General features: G+C 63.5%; 15 protein-coding genes and 1 pseudogene. 8 read left to right on the top strand and 8 right to left on the bottom strand.

Going from position 1 to position 16,878, the window contains the following annotated elements; translation table 11 throughout:
• Positions 1-145 precede the first annotated feature (145 nt).
• The gene (locus B0G81_RS04120) at positions 146-1,912 is read left to right on the top strand and encodes a cyclic peptide export ABC transporter (RefSeq protein ID WP_134133622.1); all 1,767 of its coding nucleotides are present in this window, start codon (positions 146-148) and stop codon (positions 1,910-1,912) included.
• Positions 1,913-2,149: 237 nt separating this feature from the next.
• The gene (locus B0G81_RS04115) at positions 2,150-2,590 is read left to right on the top strand and encodes a YciI family protein (protein ID WP_134133621.1); all 441 of its coding nucleotides are present in this window, start codon (positions 2,150-2,152) and stop codon (positions 2,588-2,590) included.
• Positions 2,591-2,708: 118 nt separating this feature from the next.
• Here the strand turns inward: B0G81_RS04115 and B0G81_RS04110 are convergent, their stop codons facing one another.
• The 7 genes from B0G81_RS04110 to B0G81_RS04080 form a co-directional block, all read right to left on the bottom strand.
• Entirely contained in the window at positions 2,709-3,806 is a 1,098-nt protein-coding gene (locus B0G81_RS04110; protein ID WP_134133620.1) for an iron-siderophore ABC transporter substrate-binding protein, read from the bottom strand.
• A 26-nt stretch (positions 3,807-3,832) separates the two neighbouring features.
• Positions 3,833-4,648: a siderophore-iron reductase FhuF gene (fhuF, locus tag B0G81_RS04105; protein ID WP_134133619.1), complete on the bottom strand. Its 816-nt coding sequence runs from the start codon at positions 4,646-4,648 to the stop codon at positions 3,833-3,835.
• Positions 4,648-6,756 (bottom strand): Fe(3+)-hydroxamate ABC transporter permease FhuB, encoded by a 2,109-nt coding sequence (gene fhuB / locus B0G81_RS04100; RefSeq protein ID WP_134133618.1) that lies wholly within the window; start codon positions 6,754-6,756, stop codon positions 4,648-4,650. Before fhuB ends, fhuF begins: the two co-directional genes overlap by 1 nt.
• Positions 6,753-7,619 (bottom strand): ABC transporter ATP-binding protein, encoded by an 867-nt coding sequence (locus tag B0G81_RS04095; RefSeq protein ID WP_134133617.1) that lies wholly within the window; start codon positions 7,617-7,619, stop codon positions 6,753-6,755. Before B0G81_RS04095 ends, fhuB begins: the two co-directional genes overlap by 4 nt.
• Positions 7,616-8,638, bottom strand: a complete 1,023-nt coding sequence (locus B0G81_RS04090; RefSeq protein ID WP_134133616.1) for a TauD/TfdA family dioxygenase — start codon at positions 8,636-8,638, stop codon at positions 7,616-7,618. The genes B0G81_RS04095 and B0G81_RS04090 overlap by 4 nt, the downstream gene beginning before the upstream one ends.
• Before the next feature lie 87 nt (positions 8,639-8,725).
• Positions 8,726-8,965: an MbtH family NRPS accessory protein gene (locus tag B0G81_RS04085; RefSeq protein ID WP_134133615.1), complete on the bottom strand. Its 240-nt coding sequence runs from the start codon at positions 8,963-8,965 to the stop codon at positions 8,726-8,728.
• A 128-nt stretch (positions 8,966-9,093) separates the two neighbouring features.
• A complete protein-coding gene (locus B0G81_RS04080) occupies positions 9,094-9,765 on the bottom strand; it encodes an RNA polymerase factor sigma-70 (RefSeq protein ID WP_134133614.1) in 672 nt (223 codons plus the stop codon).
• Positions 9,766-10,069: 304 nt separating this feature from the next.
• Between B0G81_RS04080 and B0G81_RS44375 the strand changes: the two are divergent.
• The 6 genes and pseudogenes from B0G81_RS44375 to B0G81_RS04050 form a co-directional block, all read left to right on the top strand.
• A pseudogene (locus B0G81_RS44375) lies at positions 10,070-10,165 on the top strand (glycerol-3-phosphate responsive antiterminator); the annotation flags it as partial.
• Positions 10,166-10,265: 100 nt separating this feature from the next.
• Positions 10,266-10,574, top strand: coding sequence for a putative quinol monooxygenase (locus B0G81_RS04070; protein WP_134133613.1), 309 nt, complete (start codon positions 10,266-10,268; stop codon positions 10,572-10,574).
• Complete coding sequence (locus B0G81_RS04065) at positions 10,574-11,734, top strand: iron-containing alcohol dehydrogenase (protein WP_134142985.1); 1,161 nt, start codon at positions 10,574-10,576, stop codon at positions 11,732-11,734. The genes B0G81_RS04070 and B0G81_RS04065 overlap by 1 nt, the downstream gene beginning before the upstream one ends.
• A 281-nt stretch (positions 11,735-12,015) precedes the next feature.
• Positions 12,016-13,725 carry a collagen-like triple helix repeat-containing protein gene (locus tag B0G81_RS04060; protein WP_134133612.1) on the top strand — a complete coding sequence of 570 codons (1,710 nt, stop codon included), beginning with the start codon at positions 12,016-12,018 and terminating at the stop codon, positions 13,723-13,725.
• A gap of 78 nt (positions 13,726-13,803) precedes the next feature.
• A complete protein-coding gene (locus tag B0G81_RS04055) occupies positions 13,804-15,072 on the top strand; it encodes an isoprenylcysteine carboxylmethyltransferase family protein (RefSeq protein WP_134133611.1) in 1,269 nt (422 codons plus the stop codon).
• Positions 15,073-15,590: 518 nt separating this feature from the next.
• A complete protein-coding gene (locus B0G81_RS04050) occupies positions 15,591-15,842 on the top strand; it encodes a hypothetical protein (protein WP_243856349.1) in 252 nt (83 codons plus the stop codon).
• 233 nt (positions 15,843-16,075) lie between these two features.
• On the opposite strand, the gene B0G81_RS04045 is transcribed toward B0G81_RS04050, so the two are convergent.
• Positions 16,076-16,864 carry a heparin lyase I family protein gene (locus B0G81_RS04045; RefSeq protein ID WP_243856348.1) on the bottom strand — a complete coding sequence of 263 codons (789 nt, stop codon included), beginning with the start codon at positions 16,862-16,864 and terminating at the stop codon, positions 16,076-16,078.
• Positions 16,865-16,878: the final 14 nt, after the last annotated feature.

Here is a 16,878-nt window from a genome sequence, read left to right as displayed (position 1 = left end):
TGGCAGATGAACGCGCGCGGTAAATGTTTGCTTCGCCCATTCGTCTATCAGGCGAGGGGCGTGTCTTTGCGCCCCGCTGGATGGCCGCACGCCCGCATGCGCCGCCCTTCACCGATCCATTGCGACCCACTGCGACACATTGCCGATGACCGCTGCCAACGAGCGCTACGACGCGCCACCCTCGTCTGCTTCACCTCCCTCCCACTCCACGGGCAAGCCCGCCATGCGCCTGATCGTGGCGCTGCTCAAACGCTCTCGTGGTGCCTTCGCGATCGCGCTGACCGCGTGCGTGCTGAATGGCATCGCGAGCGTGCTGCTCGTGGCGACCTTGAGCCGCGCACTGTCGCAAACAGGCGCCGCCGATATGTCGCTCGCCCTGCGTTTCGCGGTGTGCGCGGTCGTCGCGCTCGTCACGCGCGTGATCACCGGCGTGCTGTTCGCGCGCCTCTCGCAGGACACGATGGCGCAGTTGCGTGAGCATGTCGCGCGGCGCGTGGCCGAGGCTGAGTTGCGCGATGTCGAACGAATCGGCGCGGCGCCCGTGCAATCCGTGCTGACCGACGACGCCACCAACGTGTCGATGCTGTTCTTCGCATTGCCCAATCTGGTGATGCACGGCTCGATCGTGTTCGGCTGCCTCGGTTGTCTGGCGTGGCTGTCGTGGCCGGTTTGCCTACTCGCGGTCGCCGCGATCCTGGTCGGCTCGTTCGGCTATCACGCCGGCGACAAGCGCGCGATCGCCTCGCTCGAAGCCGCGGGCCGCTCGCAGGACAAACTGTTCGGCTATCTCGGCGCGCTCTTCACCGGCGCGAAGGAACTCAAGCTGCATCAGGCGCGTTCACGTCAATTCGTGGACGGCCAACTCGGCTCGGCCATCGACGAAGTGCGAGATCACCGGCGTCGCGCATTCAGCGCGTATGCGGTCGGGGTCGGCTGGATCGTGTTCCTGTTCTATGTGTTCCTGGGCGTCGCGGCATTCTGGCCGGCACTCGGCGTGCATGCCGATGCACCGTCGGCATCGGGCTACGTGGTGGTATTCCTTTTCATGCTGCTGCCGCTGGACGGCCTGCTCAACAACGTGCCGACTTTGAATGCGGCGCGCGTTTCGCTCGATCGCATCGAAAAAGTGATGGGCGAATTCGGCGCGCTGCGCACCTCGCCACCGCCCGACGAAAATGCTTCCCACGCGCCATATCGCACGCTCACGCTCAGCAACGTCACGCACTCGTACTTTCATGAGCGCGACGAGCGGATGTTCCGGGTCGGGCCGGTCAATCTGACCTTCAGGCCGGGTGAGCTGGTGTTCATCGTCGGCGGCAACGGCAGCGGCAAGACGACGCTCGCGAAAGTGCTGACCGGTCTCTACGAACCCGAAGACGGCACGATCGAACTGGACGGCAAGCGGGTCGGCTTCGCGGAACGCGCCGCGTATCGTCAGCGCTTTACGGCTGTGTTCAACGATTTCCATCTGTTCGACGCGCTGCTTGGCATCGTCGATCCGAACGATGCCTCACGCGCGCAGGCGGATGCCCGCGCCAACGCCCTGGTCGCGAAGCTCGCGCTCGATCACAAGGTGCAGGTTGTGAACGGCGCGTTCTCCACACGGGCGCTCTCCACCGGTCAGCGCAAACGCCTCGCGCTGGTGGTCGCATATCTGGAAGACCGGCCGTTCTATCTGTTCGACGAATGGGCCGCCGATCAGGACCCGCAGTTCAAAGCGGTGTTCTACGAGCAACTGCTGCCGGAGTTGCGCTCGCGCGGCAAGACCGTGCTGGTGATCAGCCACGACGACCGCTACTTCCATCTCGCGGACCGTGTGTTGAAGCTGGAGAACGGCAGTATCGTCAGCGAGACGCATGGTTCGGCGCAAGCGGTGCAAAGCGCGGCGGTGGCCAACGGTACGATGGGGTGATGATCTGAAGGATGGCTCGTTGGGCCCTGGTGGTCCGGCGCCCAGCGGGCTTACGCATCTCGCGTAACGAATAGGGACGCATCCGCCCGCCTTGGCCTCTTGCTCCACGCATTTTTTCGTACCTTCATGCCATTGGCCTGTCGATTCCGTGCGCATTCGATCGTCGTAGTGTTGAAGTCACCGAATGCATGTCTTCCGACGAAACAGGTGACCGACCTTTCTGACAGGAGAAACGAAATGCGCGTGATGGTGATGGTCAAGGCAACCCCCGAATCCGAAACGGGTCAACTGCCCAGCAAGGAAGAGTTCGCGGCGATGGGCCGATTCAACGATGAACTGGTCAAGGCCGGCATCCTCGTCGATTGCGACGGTCTGAAGCCCAGTTCGAAGGGCGTGCGGGTGAAGTTTTCCGGCAAGGACCGAAGCGTTGTCGACGGTCCGTTCGCCGAAACCAAGGAGTTAGTCGCCGGCTTCTGGATCTGGCAAGTGCAGTCCATGGAAGAAGCAATCGAATGGGTGCGCCGCTGCCCGAACCCGATGCCGAGCGACTCGGAAATCGAAATTCGTCCCTTCTACGAGGCTGCTGACTTCGGAGATGCGTTCACGCCCGAACTTCAGGAAAGCGAGGCGCGGCTGCGACAACAGATCGAATCCAACCAAGGTAAACAGCGCCGTTGATGATTCGTGTCTGAGCAGATTGGATTGCGGACCGACTACCGGATGGAGTCGCAGGACCGTGTTGGAGGCTAGCTGGATTCCTACGCCTGGCCTCTGCACGAACCGGCTCTTCGTCGAATTAGTGCTCCTGCTTCCTGACAGCCGGCGCCGGCAACGACAGCAACGTATCTGTCATCGTGTCGGCGAGCCGCAGCGCCGACATCGGTCCACCAAAACCCCAGATATTCCGCTCGACAAGCCCGACGCGTCCCGCGCTGCGAGCCGGCACGAAACGCCAGATCGGCGAATCGAGTTTGGTGGCGAGCGGGACATCCGTTTCAGTCGCACTGACGAACAGCACGGTCAGCTTCGGCTTCTTCAACAGATCTTCCGAACTCACGTACGCGGTGCCTTCGCGCGTCGCCTCAGCGGGCCACAAATTGAGCCCGAGCGCATGCGCGACACCCGCTGCCGTGCTGTTGCCGGTGAACGCCCAGTAGCGATCGGGCAAGCCCAGTTCCTGCAACCACGCTACCTGTTCGCCGCGACGGCCCGCTTCGGCGAGGCGCCGCGCGTCGCGGGCGAATCCTGCATCGACCCTGGCTTCGACGGCGCGCGCCGCCTCCTCGCGTCCCGTCAGACAGCCGATGGTGCGCAGAATCTTGCGGCCCCAATCGAGTTGCGTGACGCGCGAGCCGTCTTCGGTGAAGTTCGGACCGTATTTGAACAGCACGGTCGGCGCAATGCGTTCTAACGCCGCAAAAATCGGCGCATGACGCAATCCGACGCCGAGGATCAGATCGGGCTTGACCGCCGCAATTGCCTCGAGGCTCGGCTCCTGACGCGTGCCGATATCGGGCACCGACGCAAGACGCGCATTGTCGTATCCGATCCACACGGGGTAATACTCGGGGTCGGCCATGCCGACCGGCGTGATACCGACGGCTGCGAGGTCTTCGGCGAACATGAATTCGAGGACGACGATGCGCATCGGCTGTGCAGGCAACGACGGGCTGGCTTGCGAGACGATCGGGTTGTCGGCGAGCGGCTTGCAGGTTTGCTGCTGCGCTTGTGCGGTGTTTGGGGGAGTCGGGCTGCTTGCGCCTGCAGCGGCCGCTGCGCCGCTGCTACCTTCTGCAAATGCATACGCGCTGGAAAACAACGTGACCGCCACCACAGCATGCGTGCAAAGCTGGCTGAAACGCAGGGTTTTCTTCTCGCGGCGCGGCCTTGGCATCGAGGGCGTCGTTGACTTAATCACTGTCAATGCGAAGCGGCCTGCAATGCGATTTCCGCATCGCTCATCGTCAATAGCAGGGGGCAGCGTCCACACAATTGCGTCTCTCCAGGAATTTCATAACGTACGCAGCACACGCGTCGTGCGCTGAACGGACTCGGCAGACTCGCGGCGCGCGGTTTTGCCGGGCGCACGGGCAGACGCAGCGGATTGGTCTCGCCATTGGCAGCGATCGGACCGAAGAGCCACGCGATGTCGCCCGTCAGATCGAATTGCGGCGCGCATTGTTCGAACAGGTAGTCCAGCAGATTGCCGGCGTTGCTCCACAACACGCGCGGCGCGATTTTTGTCATTGCGCACAGCGTCTCGATCACCGAATTCAGATGATCGACCAGCGGCGCAAAACGGTGTGCCGGATCGCACTCAACCGGCTGCAATGCGTCGAGTGCGAAATACGCGGCGATAGGTAGACCGTCGCGCAGCACGACATGCGTTTTATCCGGCGACATCGCAAGCGGCCGACGCAGCAACGCTGCCGCAACGAATCCGGCCGTCGCCGCAAAACCGAAGTAGTACTTGGTCCATTGCGACAACAACGCACGTGCATGCGTTTCGCGCTCGCCGCCGTAGAGCGTGACCATCGCATCGAGCAATTCAGCGCGATGCCCGGCCAACTCGCTCACGCGAATCACGCTCAGCGACGCGATTGCGTCGCCGGCGAGTGCGGCTTCCTCGATCGCGTTCGGCGTGCCGAGCCACACGTGCTCGAGATAATGCGCGATCGACTCCGGCGCGAATTGCGCGAAGCACTGCGCGCGCTGATCGTCGTCGCGTTGCCGCATCACCGTTTACCCCGCTTCTCGCGCCGAGCCTCCACGATCAGCAGCGCAAGCAGATAAGGCGCGCCGATCAATGCGGTCAGCACACCGGCGGGAATTTCGCGCGGCGCCAGCAGCGTGCGCGCCGCGATATCGGCTACGATCAGCACCAGCGCCCCGCACGCCGCCGCGAGCCACAAGCGCGTCCGATGAGCCCGCGCGCCGAGCATGGACGCCAGATGCGGCGCCATCAAGCCGATAAAGCCCACCGGTCCCACCGCGGCCACGGCGGCGCAGGTGGCAAGCATCGCCACGGTCAGCACCAGCGGACGCAACACGCCGATCGGCAAGCCCAGCGAGGCGGCCTGGTCGTCGCCCAATGCAAGCAGATCGAGCGGCCGCGCGAGCAGTGCGAACACCGGCACGGCCAGCACGCACCATGGCAGCAACGTCGTCACTTCGCCCCAACTGCGCCCGTACGTGCCGCCCACCAGCCACACGACGAAGCGCGCGGGCTGCACGCTTTGCTGCGTGATGAGCCATTGCGACAGCGTCGTCCACAGCGTGCCGATGACGATGCCCGTCAGCGCGACCGCGAGCGGCGCATAGCGATGCCGGCGATTCAGCAGCAGCGTCAGGGCCAGCGTGATGCCGCCACCCGCGAGCGAAGCGGCGGCCAGCGTCGAATGGGCGGCAAGCGGCCACATCACGAGCGCGGCGAGCGTCGCGAGGCCCGCACCCTGTGTCACGCCTAGAACCTCCGGTCCGGCAAGCGGATTGCGCACGATGCTTTGCATCAACACCCCGCTCGCGGCGAGCAGCGCGCCCGCGAGCAATGCGCAGATGAGGCGCGGCAAGCGCAGGTCGAGCAACATCCGCGCGAGTTCGTCGCGGTGATCGAACGCGGCGAGCCAGCGCTGCACACCGATCGTCGTGGGACCGAACGATGCGCCCGCACAGACGAGCACGACGCCGAGCAGCACCAATACGCATGCTGTCAGCGGCCACGGCCACGCATCGATCGCGCGCACGAAGCGTGTGCCCGCTCGCGCGACCGCGCGCTCCTGACCAGCGTGCAACGCGCCCGACCACGCGGCGCCGCTGCGGATCATCGCGAGCATCAACGGGCTGCCGACGAAGGCAATCGCCACACCGGTCGAAAGCGTCGCGTCGAGATCGAGCGCCTGGACGGCGCTATCGGTGACGAGCACCAGTGCGCCGCCGACCAGCGCGGACAAGGGCACGAGCGCCGCCAGCCGCGACGCTTTCGCGCCACGCATTTGACGCAGCAGGTTCGGCGCGATCAGGCCGACATACGAAAGCGGCCCCGCAACGCTGACCGCGACGCTCGCGAAGCCCACCGCGACAATCATCGCCGCGAGACGAGTGGCATCCACGCGAACGCCAGCTGCCGCTGCGGCGTCGTCACCCAAGGCGAGCGGATCGAGTGGGCGAATCACGAAGGGCAACGCGATCAGCGGCAGCACGAGCCAGGACGCGGCGATCTTGAGCCCCGCCGCGCCGGGTTGATAAAGACTGCCGCTCGCCCACAACGACACGCCGACGATGCTCTGCTCGAAGAACGCGAGAATCAGCGTGGTCAACGCGGAGAACAGCAGCATGCAGACGCTGCCGGCGAGCACGAGCCGCAACGGCGTGGCGCGCCAGCCGCCTGCCGCCGCGGCCACGCACGCGGCCGCGCCGAGACCACACACGAACAGCAGCGGCACGGACGCCACGCCCGCGAGCGACGGCACCAGCATCGCGGCAAGCAAGCCGAGTTGCGCACCGCCGGTGATGCCGAGCAGATCCGGCGAAGCCAAAGGATTGCGCGTGAGCGATTGAAACAAAGTGCCGGCCACCGCGAGGCAGCCGCCCGCCACGAGGGCCGCCAGAATGCGCGGCACGTTCAGGTCGAACAGCAGAATGCCGGCAAGTTGCGCGGCATCGCTGCCCGCGGGCGCGGCCAGCCATGTGCGGAAACCGGGCGCAAGCCGCATCACCGCCACGATGACGATCAACGCGACGAGTGCTGCGCCGATTGTCGTGACGCGGCTTTTGACAGGCGCGCGATAGCTGTCCATCGCCGGCGTGCTATGGCGCAGGCGTTTGCGTGCGGCAAGCGTCGTCATGCGGCGACGTCCTTGCTCATCGCTTCCTCACGGAGGGAAGCGGCGTCCGCGTGGTTGTCCATGAAGTCGCCTTCATAGGCCGGTACGCACATCGGCGCGCCCGTTTGCGGGTGCGCGATCTTGAGCATCGGCACGCCGAAGGTCTCGTTCAAGTGACGCGGGTCGAGCATTGCATCAGGTGAGCCTTGTGCGACGATACGGCCGGCGCGCATCAACACGATTTCGTCGCTATAGGCCGCCGCCTGATTCAGGTCGTGAAGCACCCACACGATCGTCAAGCCGCGCTCGCGATTCAGGCGCCGCAATTCACGCAGAATATCCAGTTGATGATGGATGTCGAGATACGTGGTCGGTTCGTCGAGCAGCACGATCGGCGCCTGTTGCGCGAGCGCCATTGCGACCCACGCGCGTTGCCGTTCGCCGCCCGAGAGTGCGGCAACGTCGCGTGCGGCGTCGTCGGCGAGACCGCTGGTCACGAGCGCTTCGTCGATCGCCGCGTGGTCGGCGCGCGAGAGTCCGCGCAGCCAGCCGCCGTGCGCGTAGCGGCCATACGCGACCAACTCGCGCACGGTGAGGCCGAAGGGGATCTGATTGAACTGCGCGAGCATGGTGAGCGTGCGCGCCAACACGCGGCGCCGATGCGAAGCGAGCGGCACACCGTTCACATCGACGCTGCCGGACAGTGCCGGTTGCAAGCCGGCAAGCGTGCGCAGCAGCGTGCTTTTGCCGCAGCCGTTCGGTCCGCACAACGCCGTGACGCGGCCGGCCGCGATGTTCAGATTCAGACCGTGGAGCACGACGTGATCGCGGTAGCCGACCGTCAGCGAATGCGCCGCAAGCGCCGCGCCCTGCGATTTCGTCATTGCGCGGCCGTCCGCTTTTCGCCTTCGGCTTCGCTGTAGCTTCGCGCCATTGCGACCACGACTTTGCGCGGGCCTTCGAACGGATCGCGTGCATGTGCGGTCAGCATGTTGTCGAGCATCAACACGTCGCCGGTTAGCCACGGGAACACGATCCGTTGCTGATCGAGCACGCCGCGAATTTCCGCGAGCGCGTCGGCTTCGAGCGGTTCGCCGTCGCCGTAATAGACGTTGCGCGGTACGTTGTCGAGGCCGACCGAATCGATCAACGCCTCCTGCATGTCTTCGTCGAGCGACGAAAGATGGAACAGATTCGCCTGATTGAACCAGACACGCTCGCCGGTGCGCGGATGGCGCGCCACCGCCTGGCAGCGCTCGCGCGTTCGCAGCAGCAGTTCGCCGTCTTCGCTGTCGCGCCATTCGCATTCGATGCCGCGCGCACGGCAAATCCGCTCGACGGTGCGCGGGTCGTCCGAACCGAACGCCTGCTCCCACGGCAGATCGAGCCCTTGCCCGAAGTTGCGCACGTAGAGCAGTTCACGTTTCGCAAAGCGCTCGACCAGCGCCGGATCCAGCGCACGATAGATCGCGCGGCTATCGGCGATCGGCGTCGCGCCGCCGCTGCGCGCGGCGAGCGCGCAATGGAACCAGATACGCAGCGGCCATTCGCGCGTGTACGACTGCTCGTTATGCAAAGGAATCGAGCGATGCGGCGGATATTCCGTCGAGGTATAGACCGCGCCTTCCACCTGGCTGCGCGGCGTCGAAGCGAACTCATAACCGATCAGCGGATGCCCGAACGAACCCGCGAAACTTTGAAACGCGTCGATCGAGGCCACGCGAAACCCCGTGAACAGCACGCCGCCCGCGCGCTCGAGCGTGTCGTCGACGATCGAACGTAGAAGCGGCGCCGCTTCCTCCAAAGAGATCTCGGCGCCCGCGCGCGGCGAGACGACAGTCGGCAAGCCCGGCTCGATCGATAAATCGGCGAGCGTGGGCAGCGGCATGGAAAGCATGGTCATACTCTGAATCCTTTTGCTGAAGCGGCGCGGTTGGCACACAGCCGATCCGCTCAATGGCACTGCGCGTGCTTTAGGCGGTCGCGTTCTTCAGGCTGCCGCGTCCATGTGTCTGCGCAAGCTGGCTGGACGCATGTCGGTCCACACGGTCTCGATGTGCGCGAGGCATTCGGCCTTCTGACCGCGCACGCCCACTTCGCGCCAGCCGGCCGGCACGTCGCGGAACGTCGGCCAGATCGAGTACTGCTCTTCGTCGTTGATGACGACGGTGTAGACGAGGTCGTCCGCCTCGCCGGTTGCGGCGCTGGAATTCTGCTGTGCTTGCGTCATGATGAAAGGCTCAGTCGATGAAAGGTCGGGAAGCGCCCGGACCGCCCGCTGGCATGTCCCGGCACCGCGGCGCGGGCATTTGCTCACGCACCGCTTCTAATCAGTTGACGTTTGGTGCGCGCGCTTTTTTACCGCCGGCGCGCGCGGCCGCTGCAGAACGCGGGGCCGGCCACGCCGCGATTGCAGGCGTCGAGGCAATCGACGCAATGCTTCTCGGCGTCGCGCACCATGAAATGCACCAGCGTTTGCGAGACGTCGAGAGCGCGCGCGGTGTTTTGCAGTGTTTCCTCGCGCAGGCGCACCATTTCGAAGGCGGCGCGGCTGCGCGGCGGCAATTGTTCCAGCGCGTTGTAGACGTGCCGCAGCGTGTCGCGCACGAGCAGCGCCGCCTCCGGCGAAGGTTCCGGCGATGGCACGTGCAGGCCGTCGTCTTCGTCGGCGTGATAGGTGTTTTCGAGGCTCTGGCGGCGAAAGGCGTCGATCGACGCATTGCGCACCATGCGCGTGACGTAGGCGACCGGCTGACGCACGGCGTCCTGATCGGGAAAGTCGACCAGTTTGATGAAGACGTCGTGTACCACATCTTCCGCGAGACTCGCGCAACCCACGAAGCCGCGCGCCAGATTGACGAGCATCGGCCTGTTGTCGATCAGCACGTCGAGCAGTGTGCCCTTCTTCCCATCGACCGCGCGCGCGTGATTGCGAGGGCGCCGCGAAACCGGTGGACAGGCGCCCCCGGCGTTGAGAACCGATATCGGCATCGCTGTTGAAGGCTCTCGCCGAACGAGCACCTCAGCCATAGATTCGCTCCGCTGTCTCAAAGGATGGAGCGCCAATCTAACGTAAACGCGAATCATTCTCAATCAAGATTTAGAATAACCTTACAATTTCCAATAGCTTTGTCTGATGCATTCCAGACGCATAACGGTCATCGGCCGTTCTACGGCTCGGCCAGCGGGCGTGAAATTATGTAGGCATCCGTATCATTGGCGACGAAGCGCGCGGATCGAGACACCCGCGCGACAGCGGAAACACGTGCGCTGGTCCCCAGCCGTCGCGTCGGGCTCTCTTGCGCTCCCTCGCCTGGCATTCCCGGCATGCATCGAAGCCTTCGCGACGGAACGCTCGACATTTCCCCGCAGCGTCGACGCACTGGAGCAAGGCGATCCGAATCTGGTACAACTGATGTCTGCGCCCATGAAGGACGGCGCCGTCGTGGCCTCGACCCCGCGACAGCGAGTCGTGGAATCCGCATCCTGAACGTTGCAACGTCGATGTACTCACCCTGTTGGAGTGACTGATGGCCCATGCTTACCTGCAGGTGATCGCGCATTTTTTCGCCAAGCCCGGCAATGGCGACGCGATCGTGAAGCCCCTTACGGAACTCGCCGCCGCAACCCGGAAAGAGCCGAAGAACCTTTACTACGAATTCTTCCGCTCGCCGCTGGAGCCGGACCACTTCGTGATTCTCGAGAAGTACAGCGACGCCGACGGGCTCGCCGATCATCGCGAAACCGAGCATTTCCAGCGACTCGGTTTCGGCACCATCATTCCGCTGCTCGACCGGCGCGAAGTCGAGAGCCATATGGTGTCCGGAGACGCGCCATGATGACCCCGTTCCGGTTTCAAACGGTGCCGACGCTCGTCGTCGAGTTCGGTGCAGCGCGCCGCCTCGGCGCTTTGTTGCGCGCGCAATTTCCGCCGCTGTCGCGTGTGTGCGTCGTGACCGATGGTTTTCTGCACAGGAGCGGGTTGTTGAATCCGGCGCTCGCCGATCTCGCGGCGCATGGCTGGGACGCCACCGTGATCGACGACGTGATCGCCGATCCGCCCGAACACATCGTGCTCGAAGCGACATCGCGGGCCCAGACCGCCGGTGCGGAAATCGTGCTGGGGCTCGGCGGCGGTTCGTCGATGGATGTGGCCAAGCTGATCGCCGTGCTCGCGCCGCAGCAACAGCAGGCGCTCAGCGAGATGTACGGCGTCAACAAGATCACGGTCGCGCGTCTGCCGCTCGTGCAGATGCCGACCACCGCGGGCACCGGTTCCGAAGTCACGGCCGTGTCGATCGTGACGGTGGGCGAAGCGAAGAAGATGGGCGTGGTCGCGCCGCAGCTGATCGCGGATCTGGCGGTTCTCGATGCCGAACTCACGCTTGGCCTGCCCGTTGCCGCGACCGCGGCGACCGGCGTCGATGCGATGGTGCATGCCATCGAGGCGTACACGTCCGCGCATCTGAAGAATCCGGTTTCCGACCTGCTCGCGGTGAAGGCGCTCGACCTGTTGTCGCGCAACCTGCTGCCAGCTTGCGAGAACGGCGCCAACCGCGAGGCGCGTGAGGCGATGCTGCTGGGCGCCACCTTCGCTGGTCAGGCGTTTGCGAATTCGCCGGTTGCCGCGGTCCATGCGCTCGCGTATCCGATCGGCGGCATTTATCACGTGCCGCATGGTCTTTCGAACGCGCTCGTGTTGCCGCATGTGTTGCGGTTCAATGCGGAAGCGGCGGCGCCGTTGTACGCGGAACTCGCTGACGTAGTCGTGCCCGGCGTTACGGGCAGCGACGAGAGCAAAACGCAGGCGCTGATTGAACGGCTCGAACAGATGATTGCGGCGACGGCGATTCCCGCGCGGCTGCGCGACGTCGGCATCGAGCAAGGCGGGCTGGAGCGGATGGCGAGCGATGCGATGTTGCAGACGCGGTTGCTGGTGAATAATCCGCGCCCGGTGACGGAGGCCGATGCGCTGGCGATTTATACGGCCGCGTTTTGATGCGGGTTTGCGGCGTGGGCCGGCCGTTCCGATGCGAAGGTGCGGCTTTGATGGATTACGGCTTGTTTCGCACCGTTACGGCAGGCGCTCGCGTTACGTAGCACGCTCGCGGAACACGGATTTGCGTCGAGACGTCAAAACACGATTTTGTCGGGATAAATTCTTATTTTGTTTGATTTTTTGGATATACCTTTGCTTTGAGCGCATGATCGAGCAATAACCAGCATTTGGTGTGTAACTTGCTGCAGTGTCCCCGTCAATAGTCGTTCAACGGGGACATCATGAAGAAATTTGTTGGTCGGACAGCCATCGCGGTGGCGACGTCTACATTACTGGCGCTGTATGGATGCGGATCGACGCTTAACACGCCAAGTCCCGGGCTCGGCGGGGGCGGTTTGGGCGGCACGTCGGGGGCGGGGACTTCCGGGACTTCCGGGACTTCCGGGACTTCGGGCACCTCCGGGACTTCGGGCACCTCCGGGACTTCGGGCACCTCCGGGACTTCGGGTACTTCCGGGACTTCGGGTACTTCCGGGACTTCGGGCACCTCCGGGACTTCCGGGACTTCCGGGACTTCGGGCACATCCGGCACTTCGGGCACTTCGGGTACTTCCGGTACTTCCGGTACTTCCGGTACTTCCGGTACTTCCGGTACTTCCGGTACTTCCGGTACTTCCGGCACTTCCGGCACTTCCGGTACTTCCGGTACTTCCGGTACTTCCGGTACTTCCGGTACTTCCGGTACTTCCGGTACTTCCGGTACTTCCGGTACTTCCGGTACTTCGGGCACTTCCGGTACTTCCGGTACTTCGGGCACCTCTTCCACCCCGGTCGGCAACATCATCACTCAGGCCAGCAATCTCATCACAGCCGTCGGCACGACAGCCGCCGATACCGGCACCAAGATCACCGGCACCTCGGTGCCCGGCGTCAACGGCGCAACGACCTCGAACCTCGGCAACGCGATCACCGATCTCGGCAACGGCGTGAAGGCGCTGGGCAACAGCACCGCCGCGGGCCTCGGCACGGTCGGCAGCACGGCCAATCCGCTTGGCCCGACGCTGACTTCGACTTCTGGGGTCGTCGCCGATACCGGTGCCGCCGTGACCGCGCTGGGCGGCGTGGTGAACAGTCTCGGCAGCGGCCCGTTGAAACCGCTTTCCCCGGTGACGTCGACGCTGGGCAGCGTAGTCGGCGGTGTGGGCAGCGGCGTCGCGGCAGTGGGCTCGGGATTGAATACCGCGCTCACCAGTGCGCCAGTCCAGCAGATCGAAACGCAGCTCAGTTCGGCGATCAACCCGATCACCACTACCGTCTCCACCACGACGCAGACGCTCGGCAACACGACAGGTCTCGGCGCGCCGCTCAACAACCTGCTCGGCACGCTCGGCAACGGACTCAACGCGGCCGGCATCAAAGTGTCGGGCGCCACCGGCGATCAGGTCGGCAAGGACGTCGGCGGCGTCGTGAGCCAGTTGGGCAAAACCGTGACGGGCACGGGCGGACTGTTCACCGGCGCGACCACCAATCCGCTCGCGCCGATCACGGGTCTGCTCGGGCCGCTCGGCGGACTGGGCGGCGCAGGTGGCTCGGGCGGCACCTCAATCCCGCCGTTGACCGGACTGATCGGCAACCTCGGATCGCTGGGCGGCGCAGCGGGTGGCACCGGCGGAGCGGCCGGCCTGCTCGCGCCGCTTACCGGCCTTCTCGGCAAGCTCGGTTCGCCTGGCGGGACGTCGGGCACGGGCAGTCCGCTGGCGCCTGTCGTCAACGTGGTCGGGTCGTTGACGGCCGGCGTCACAGGCGGTGTCGGCGCCGGGGGTTCGTCGGGCGGCACGGTTGGCAATCCGGTGACGGGCCTTATCAGCGGTTTGACTGGCGGCTCGGCCGGCGCCGCGGGCAGCAGCGGTTCGGGTAACAAGAATCCGCGCGCGCCGGTGACGAACCTGGTCGGCGGACTGCTCGGCGGCGTCGCAGCGGCCGGCAAATAAGCGTTACGCAGGCACGCGGCCGGGCACCAAAAAATCAATAGCCCAGCCGCCTTCAATGTCATGACGACGAGGGATGACATGAACTCCACTTTCCAAGCCGTCGCGCGCGTGCACGACCCGCGGCCGCGCTCGGCGACACCTTTTTCGATCGGCCTGGTCGGGATCGCCGTCGGACTGCTCACGCTCTGGTTGCTGCGCAACAGCAGTTCGCTCGATGGCGCGACGCGAAGCACCGTCGCCTGTCTGGCGATCATTGCGACGATTGCCGCTTACGAGCTGTTCGTCGCGCGCGTCTATTTGCGCCCGAGCGCCGGCCTCGCGAGCCGTGCGTCGCGGCCGCTGAGCATCGTGCGCGTGGAATTGCGCCTCGCGGCGCTGGCCTCGGTGTACGCGGGCATCGGCGCGCTCTACTGGCTGCTGCCCGAGTATCACGGCGCCTTCTATAACCCGTTCTGGTCGCTGCTCGGTACGCTCGCGCCATATGTCCTCATCGCGGCGCCTTTCTACTTTGCGTGGATGGACCGGCATCAGCGAGAAACCGATGACGCGTACCTGCTATGGGCGCGTTTCCTATTTCGCGGCGAGCGTCCCGCGAACTGGCGCCAAGTGCGCGAAATGCTGGCGGGATGGATGGTGAAGGCATTCTTCCTTCCGCTGATGATCGTCTACCTGTCCACCAATGCGGATCACCTCGACGCGTCGTTGACGGCCGCGCTGAACGCGCCGTTTTCGCTTGCGACATTCCGGTTTATGTATGACCTGTCGTTCGCGATGGACCTGATGTTCGGCACTGTGGGTTACCTCTGCACATTGCGCATACTCGACAGTCACGTGCGCAGCGCAGAGCCGACGACGTTAGGTTGGCTCGTGGCGCTGATCTGCTATCAGCCGTTCTGGTCGCTCATCTCGAACCAGTACATTCGCTACGAAGGTTCGGTGTTCTGGGACAACTGGCTTATTTCGATGCCGGTTGTGCGAGTCGTGTGGGGTATGGTCATCGTTGCATTGCTGCTGTGCTATGCACTGGCGACCATCTCGTTCGGTTTGCGGTTTTCGAATCTGACCAATCGCGGGATCATTACTTCGGGGCCCTACCGGTTCACCAAGCATCCCGCTTATATCGCGAAGAATCTGTCTTACTGGATGGTGACAGTGCCGTTTATCGAGCCGCTGGGATGGCGAGCGGCGGTGACGCATTGCGCGGCGTTATTGGCGGTGAACATGCTTTACTTCTTGCGGGCTAAGACAGAAGAAAAGCATTTGATGAATGATCCGGAGTACCGGGAGTACGCGGAGTGGATTGCGAGGAATGGCGTCTTTGCCAGGTTGTCGCGAGTGTTTGATTGAGCAGCGAAGTCTGAGAAAAGCCCGCGCTCCAATACCCACAACCAGCTCAATCAGGAGTTGCTCATGGCTAACGCCAATCGAGCAAGCAGCATCATCGGACACATTGCAGGTCAACCGTAAGCGAGTCGCCTTTCCATCGATGCAAATCAGTGACACCATGCTCGAATTCGCCGGCTTTCGACCCGGCTAGCGTGTCTTTCTCCGTATCGGTCATAGTTGCGGCCGGATCACCATTGGCGTCGATCGCGACTACACGATTGCCGGGAACCGATGACGAAACAGCAGATCATGCAGTGCAGCAAGCGCATGTCGGATTGAACAGACCACGTGACGGCCCGTTTGGGTCGGGCCATTCTTGCGTCATCGGGAATTGGAAACCTTGACCGGGGGATTGCGGCTTTGTAGGATGATGGCCGCCGCAATCGGACACACACTGCCTGATAGATTCAGTCCACCGCAACATATGAATAGGGCCACTACTAAATGAACAGTGAGGTCATCGGGGTTATGGCATGACAATGGATGAAGACATCGCGCACGTGGCGCGTGTGATGGTGCCGTCGCTGAGCGCGTTTCGCGGTGAGCCCGTGTTGCAGCCGGCTTATTGGCGGAGGCGGCTTCAACGGATACAGAGCGAATTCCGGTTGACTGAGATGCAAGCTTCGCAGATCCAGCATTTGCTGGGGGATCTGGATAGGTTTGAGGCGGAAAAGGGCGCGAAGAAAAAGGGGGTTGGCGGTCAGATTCGGGCGCCATGGAGCCCGCGGTGACGCGGCACATCTACCAGTTTCTTTGAGTGGAGTGACAATGCGCGGCAGGCTGACAGGGGTCACGTCTTCCTCGCCCTCAGTTGCGATAGCCACACAACCGACCATTCCCGTTGATTGCGAATCAGCGGCGTCCACGGCATTGTCCAAATCTGCAATACGCTCATCTAAGCGCGATGCAGCACATCAGACCATACCGCAGTAGCTGCGATACGCGCACGCACAACTCTGTGCATCTAGCGGTGAACCGTCCTCGCGAAAACGGACACATCGCCAAAATAGAGTTCCAGTGCATCGACGTCTGAAGGGTGCTTTAACCAACCGGGTTTGTATATTCCGAACTTCAGATATGCGCGTCGGTCGCCAGGATATGCATTCGCCAAGCCGTTTCCGTCGAGCACAAGCTTCCCGCTTTTCCAGAGGCGCGTCACCGCCTCCCGCCCGCTGGCGTCTGGCGCATACTGTAACGTCCAATTAACCCACTTGCCGAGATCGCTGCGCGCACAACAAACGCGGCCACCTGACCCGTGCTCTGTATTTAACCCCCCGCGCACGGAAAACGTATAGTCCTCACCGAGCAGCGTCAGCATGAACGGCGGCGGCCCGCTTGATTCACTCTGATGGATCTGCGTGATGATTTCCATTTGCTGCCGATCAAATGCAAAATCGCGCGGGAGATATGTCTGCCAGCGGATCAGATATTCTTGGCCCGGGCTCATGTAAACATTTCGGGGCAACGTGAACTCACTGCGCGGTGCGCCGTCGGCCACCTTCAAAAAATCGTTGTTCTTGTGGATTTGCACGCGAATGACATGCCAGCTCGGGGCAGCGGGATCGTTAGCCAACGCCACGTCGGTCGCTTGGCCTGCCTGAATTAGCAAGCCTCCAAATCCGCTTCCTGAAACAATTGAGTAAGCCGCAAGATAAGCACTGCTGCTTGGGACTGCCTGGCCTGACGGACCGACTGCCTCTGCCGGCGAAAGCGTAAAGATTAGTCCAAGCATCGACACCAGCGCTCTGAACAAGGACGGCTTCCTAT

Source organism: Paraburkholderia sp. BL6665CI2N2 (assembly GCF_004366535.1).
In the GTDB taxonomy this organism is placed as follows: domain Bacteria; phylum Pseudomonadota; class Gammaproteobacteria; order Burkholderiales; family Burkholderiaceae; genus Paraburkholderia.
The sequence above is the reverse complement of the archived record's forward strand: the minus strand, read 5'-3'. Positions and strand labels throughout refer to the sequence as shown.

What these genes read in the sequence shown, in the direction of transcription:
- B0G81_RS04120 (WP_134133622.1), top strand. Translation starts at nt 146, where the DNA reads ATGACCGCTGCCAACGAGCGCTACGACGCGCCACCCTCGTCTGCTTCA.
- B0G81_RS04115 (WP_134133621.1), top strand. Translation starts at nt 2,150, where the DNA reads ATGCGCGTGATGGTGATGGTCAAGGCAACCCCCGAATCCGAAACGGGT.
- B0G81_RS04110 (WP_134133620.1), bottom strand. Translation starts at nt 3,806, where the DNA reads ATGCCAAGGCCGCGCCGCGAGAAGAAAACCCTGCGTTTCAGCCAGCTT.
- fhuF (WP_134133619.1), bottom strand. Translation starts at nt 4,648, where the DNA reads ATGCGGCAACGCGACGACGATCAGCGCGCGCAGTGCTTCGCGCAATTC.
- fhuB (WP_134133618.1), bottom strand. Translation starts at nt 6,756, where the DNA reads ATGACGACGCTTGCCGCACGCAAACGCCTGCGCCATAGCACGCCGGCG.
- B0G81_RS04095 (WP_134133617.1), bottom strand. Translation starts at nt 7,619, where the DNA reads ATGACGAAATCGCAGGGCGCGGCGCTTGCGGCGCATTCGCTGACGGTC.
- B0G81_RS04090 (WP_134133616.1), bottom strand. Translation starts at nt 8,638, where the DNA reads ATGACCATGCTTTCCATGCCGCTGCCCACGCTCGCCGATTTATCGATC.
- B0G81_RS04085 (WP_134133615.1), bottom strand. Translation starts at nt 8,965, where the DNA reads ATGACGCAAGCACAGCAGAATTCCAGCGCCGCAACCGGCGAGGCGGAC.
- B0G81_RS04080 (WP_134133614.1), bottom strand. Translation starts at nt 9,765, where the DNA reads ATGGCTGAGGTGCTCGTTCGGCGAGAGCCTTCAACAGCGATGCCGATA.
- B0G81_RS04070 (WP_134133613.1), top strand. Translation starts at nt 10,266, where the DNA reads ATGGCCCATGCTTACCTGCAGGTGATCGCGCATTTTTTCGCCAAGCCC.
- B0G81_RS04065 (WP_134142985.1), top strand. Translation starts at nt 10,574, where the DNA reads ATGACCCCGTTCCGGTTTCAAACGGTGCCGACGCTCGTCGTCGAGTTC.
- B0G81_RS04060 (WP_134133612.1), top strand. Translation starts at nt 12,016, where the DNA reads ATGAAGAAATTTGTTGGTCGGACAGCCATCGCGGTGGCGACGTCTACA.
- B0G81_RS04055 (WP_134133611.1), top strand. Translation starts at nt 13,804, where the DNA reads ATGAACTCCACTTTCCAAGCCGTCGCGCGCGTGCACGACCCGCGGCCG.
- B0G81_RS04050 (WP_243856349.1), top strand. Translation starts at nt 15,591, where the DNA reads ATGGATGAAGACATCGCGCACGTGGCGCGTGTGATGGTGCCGTCGCTG.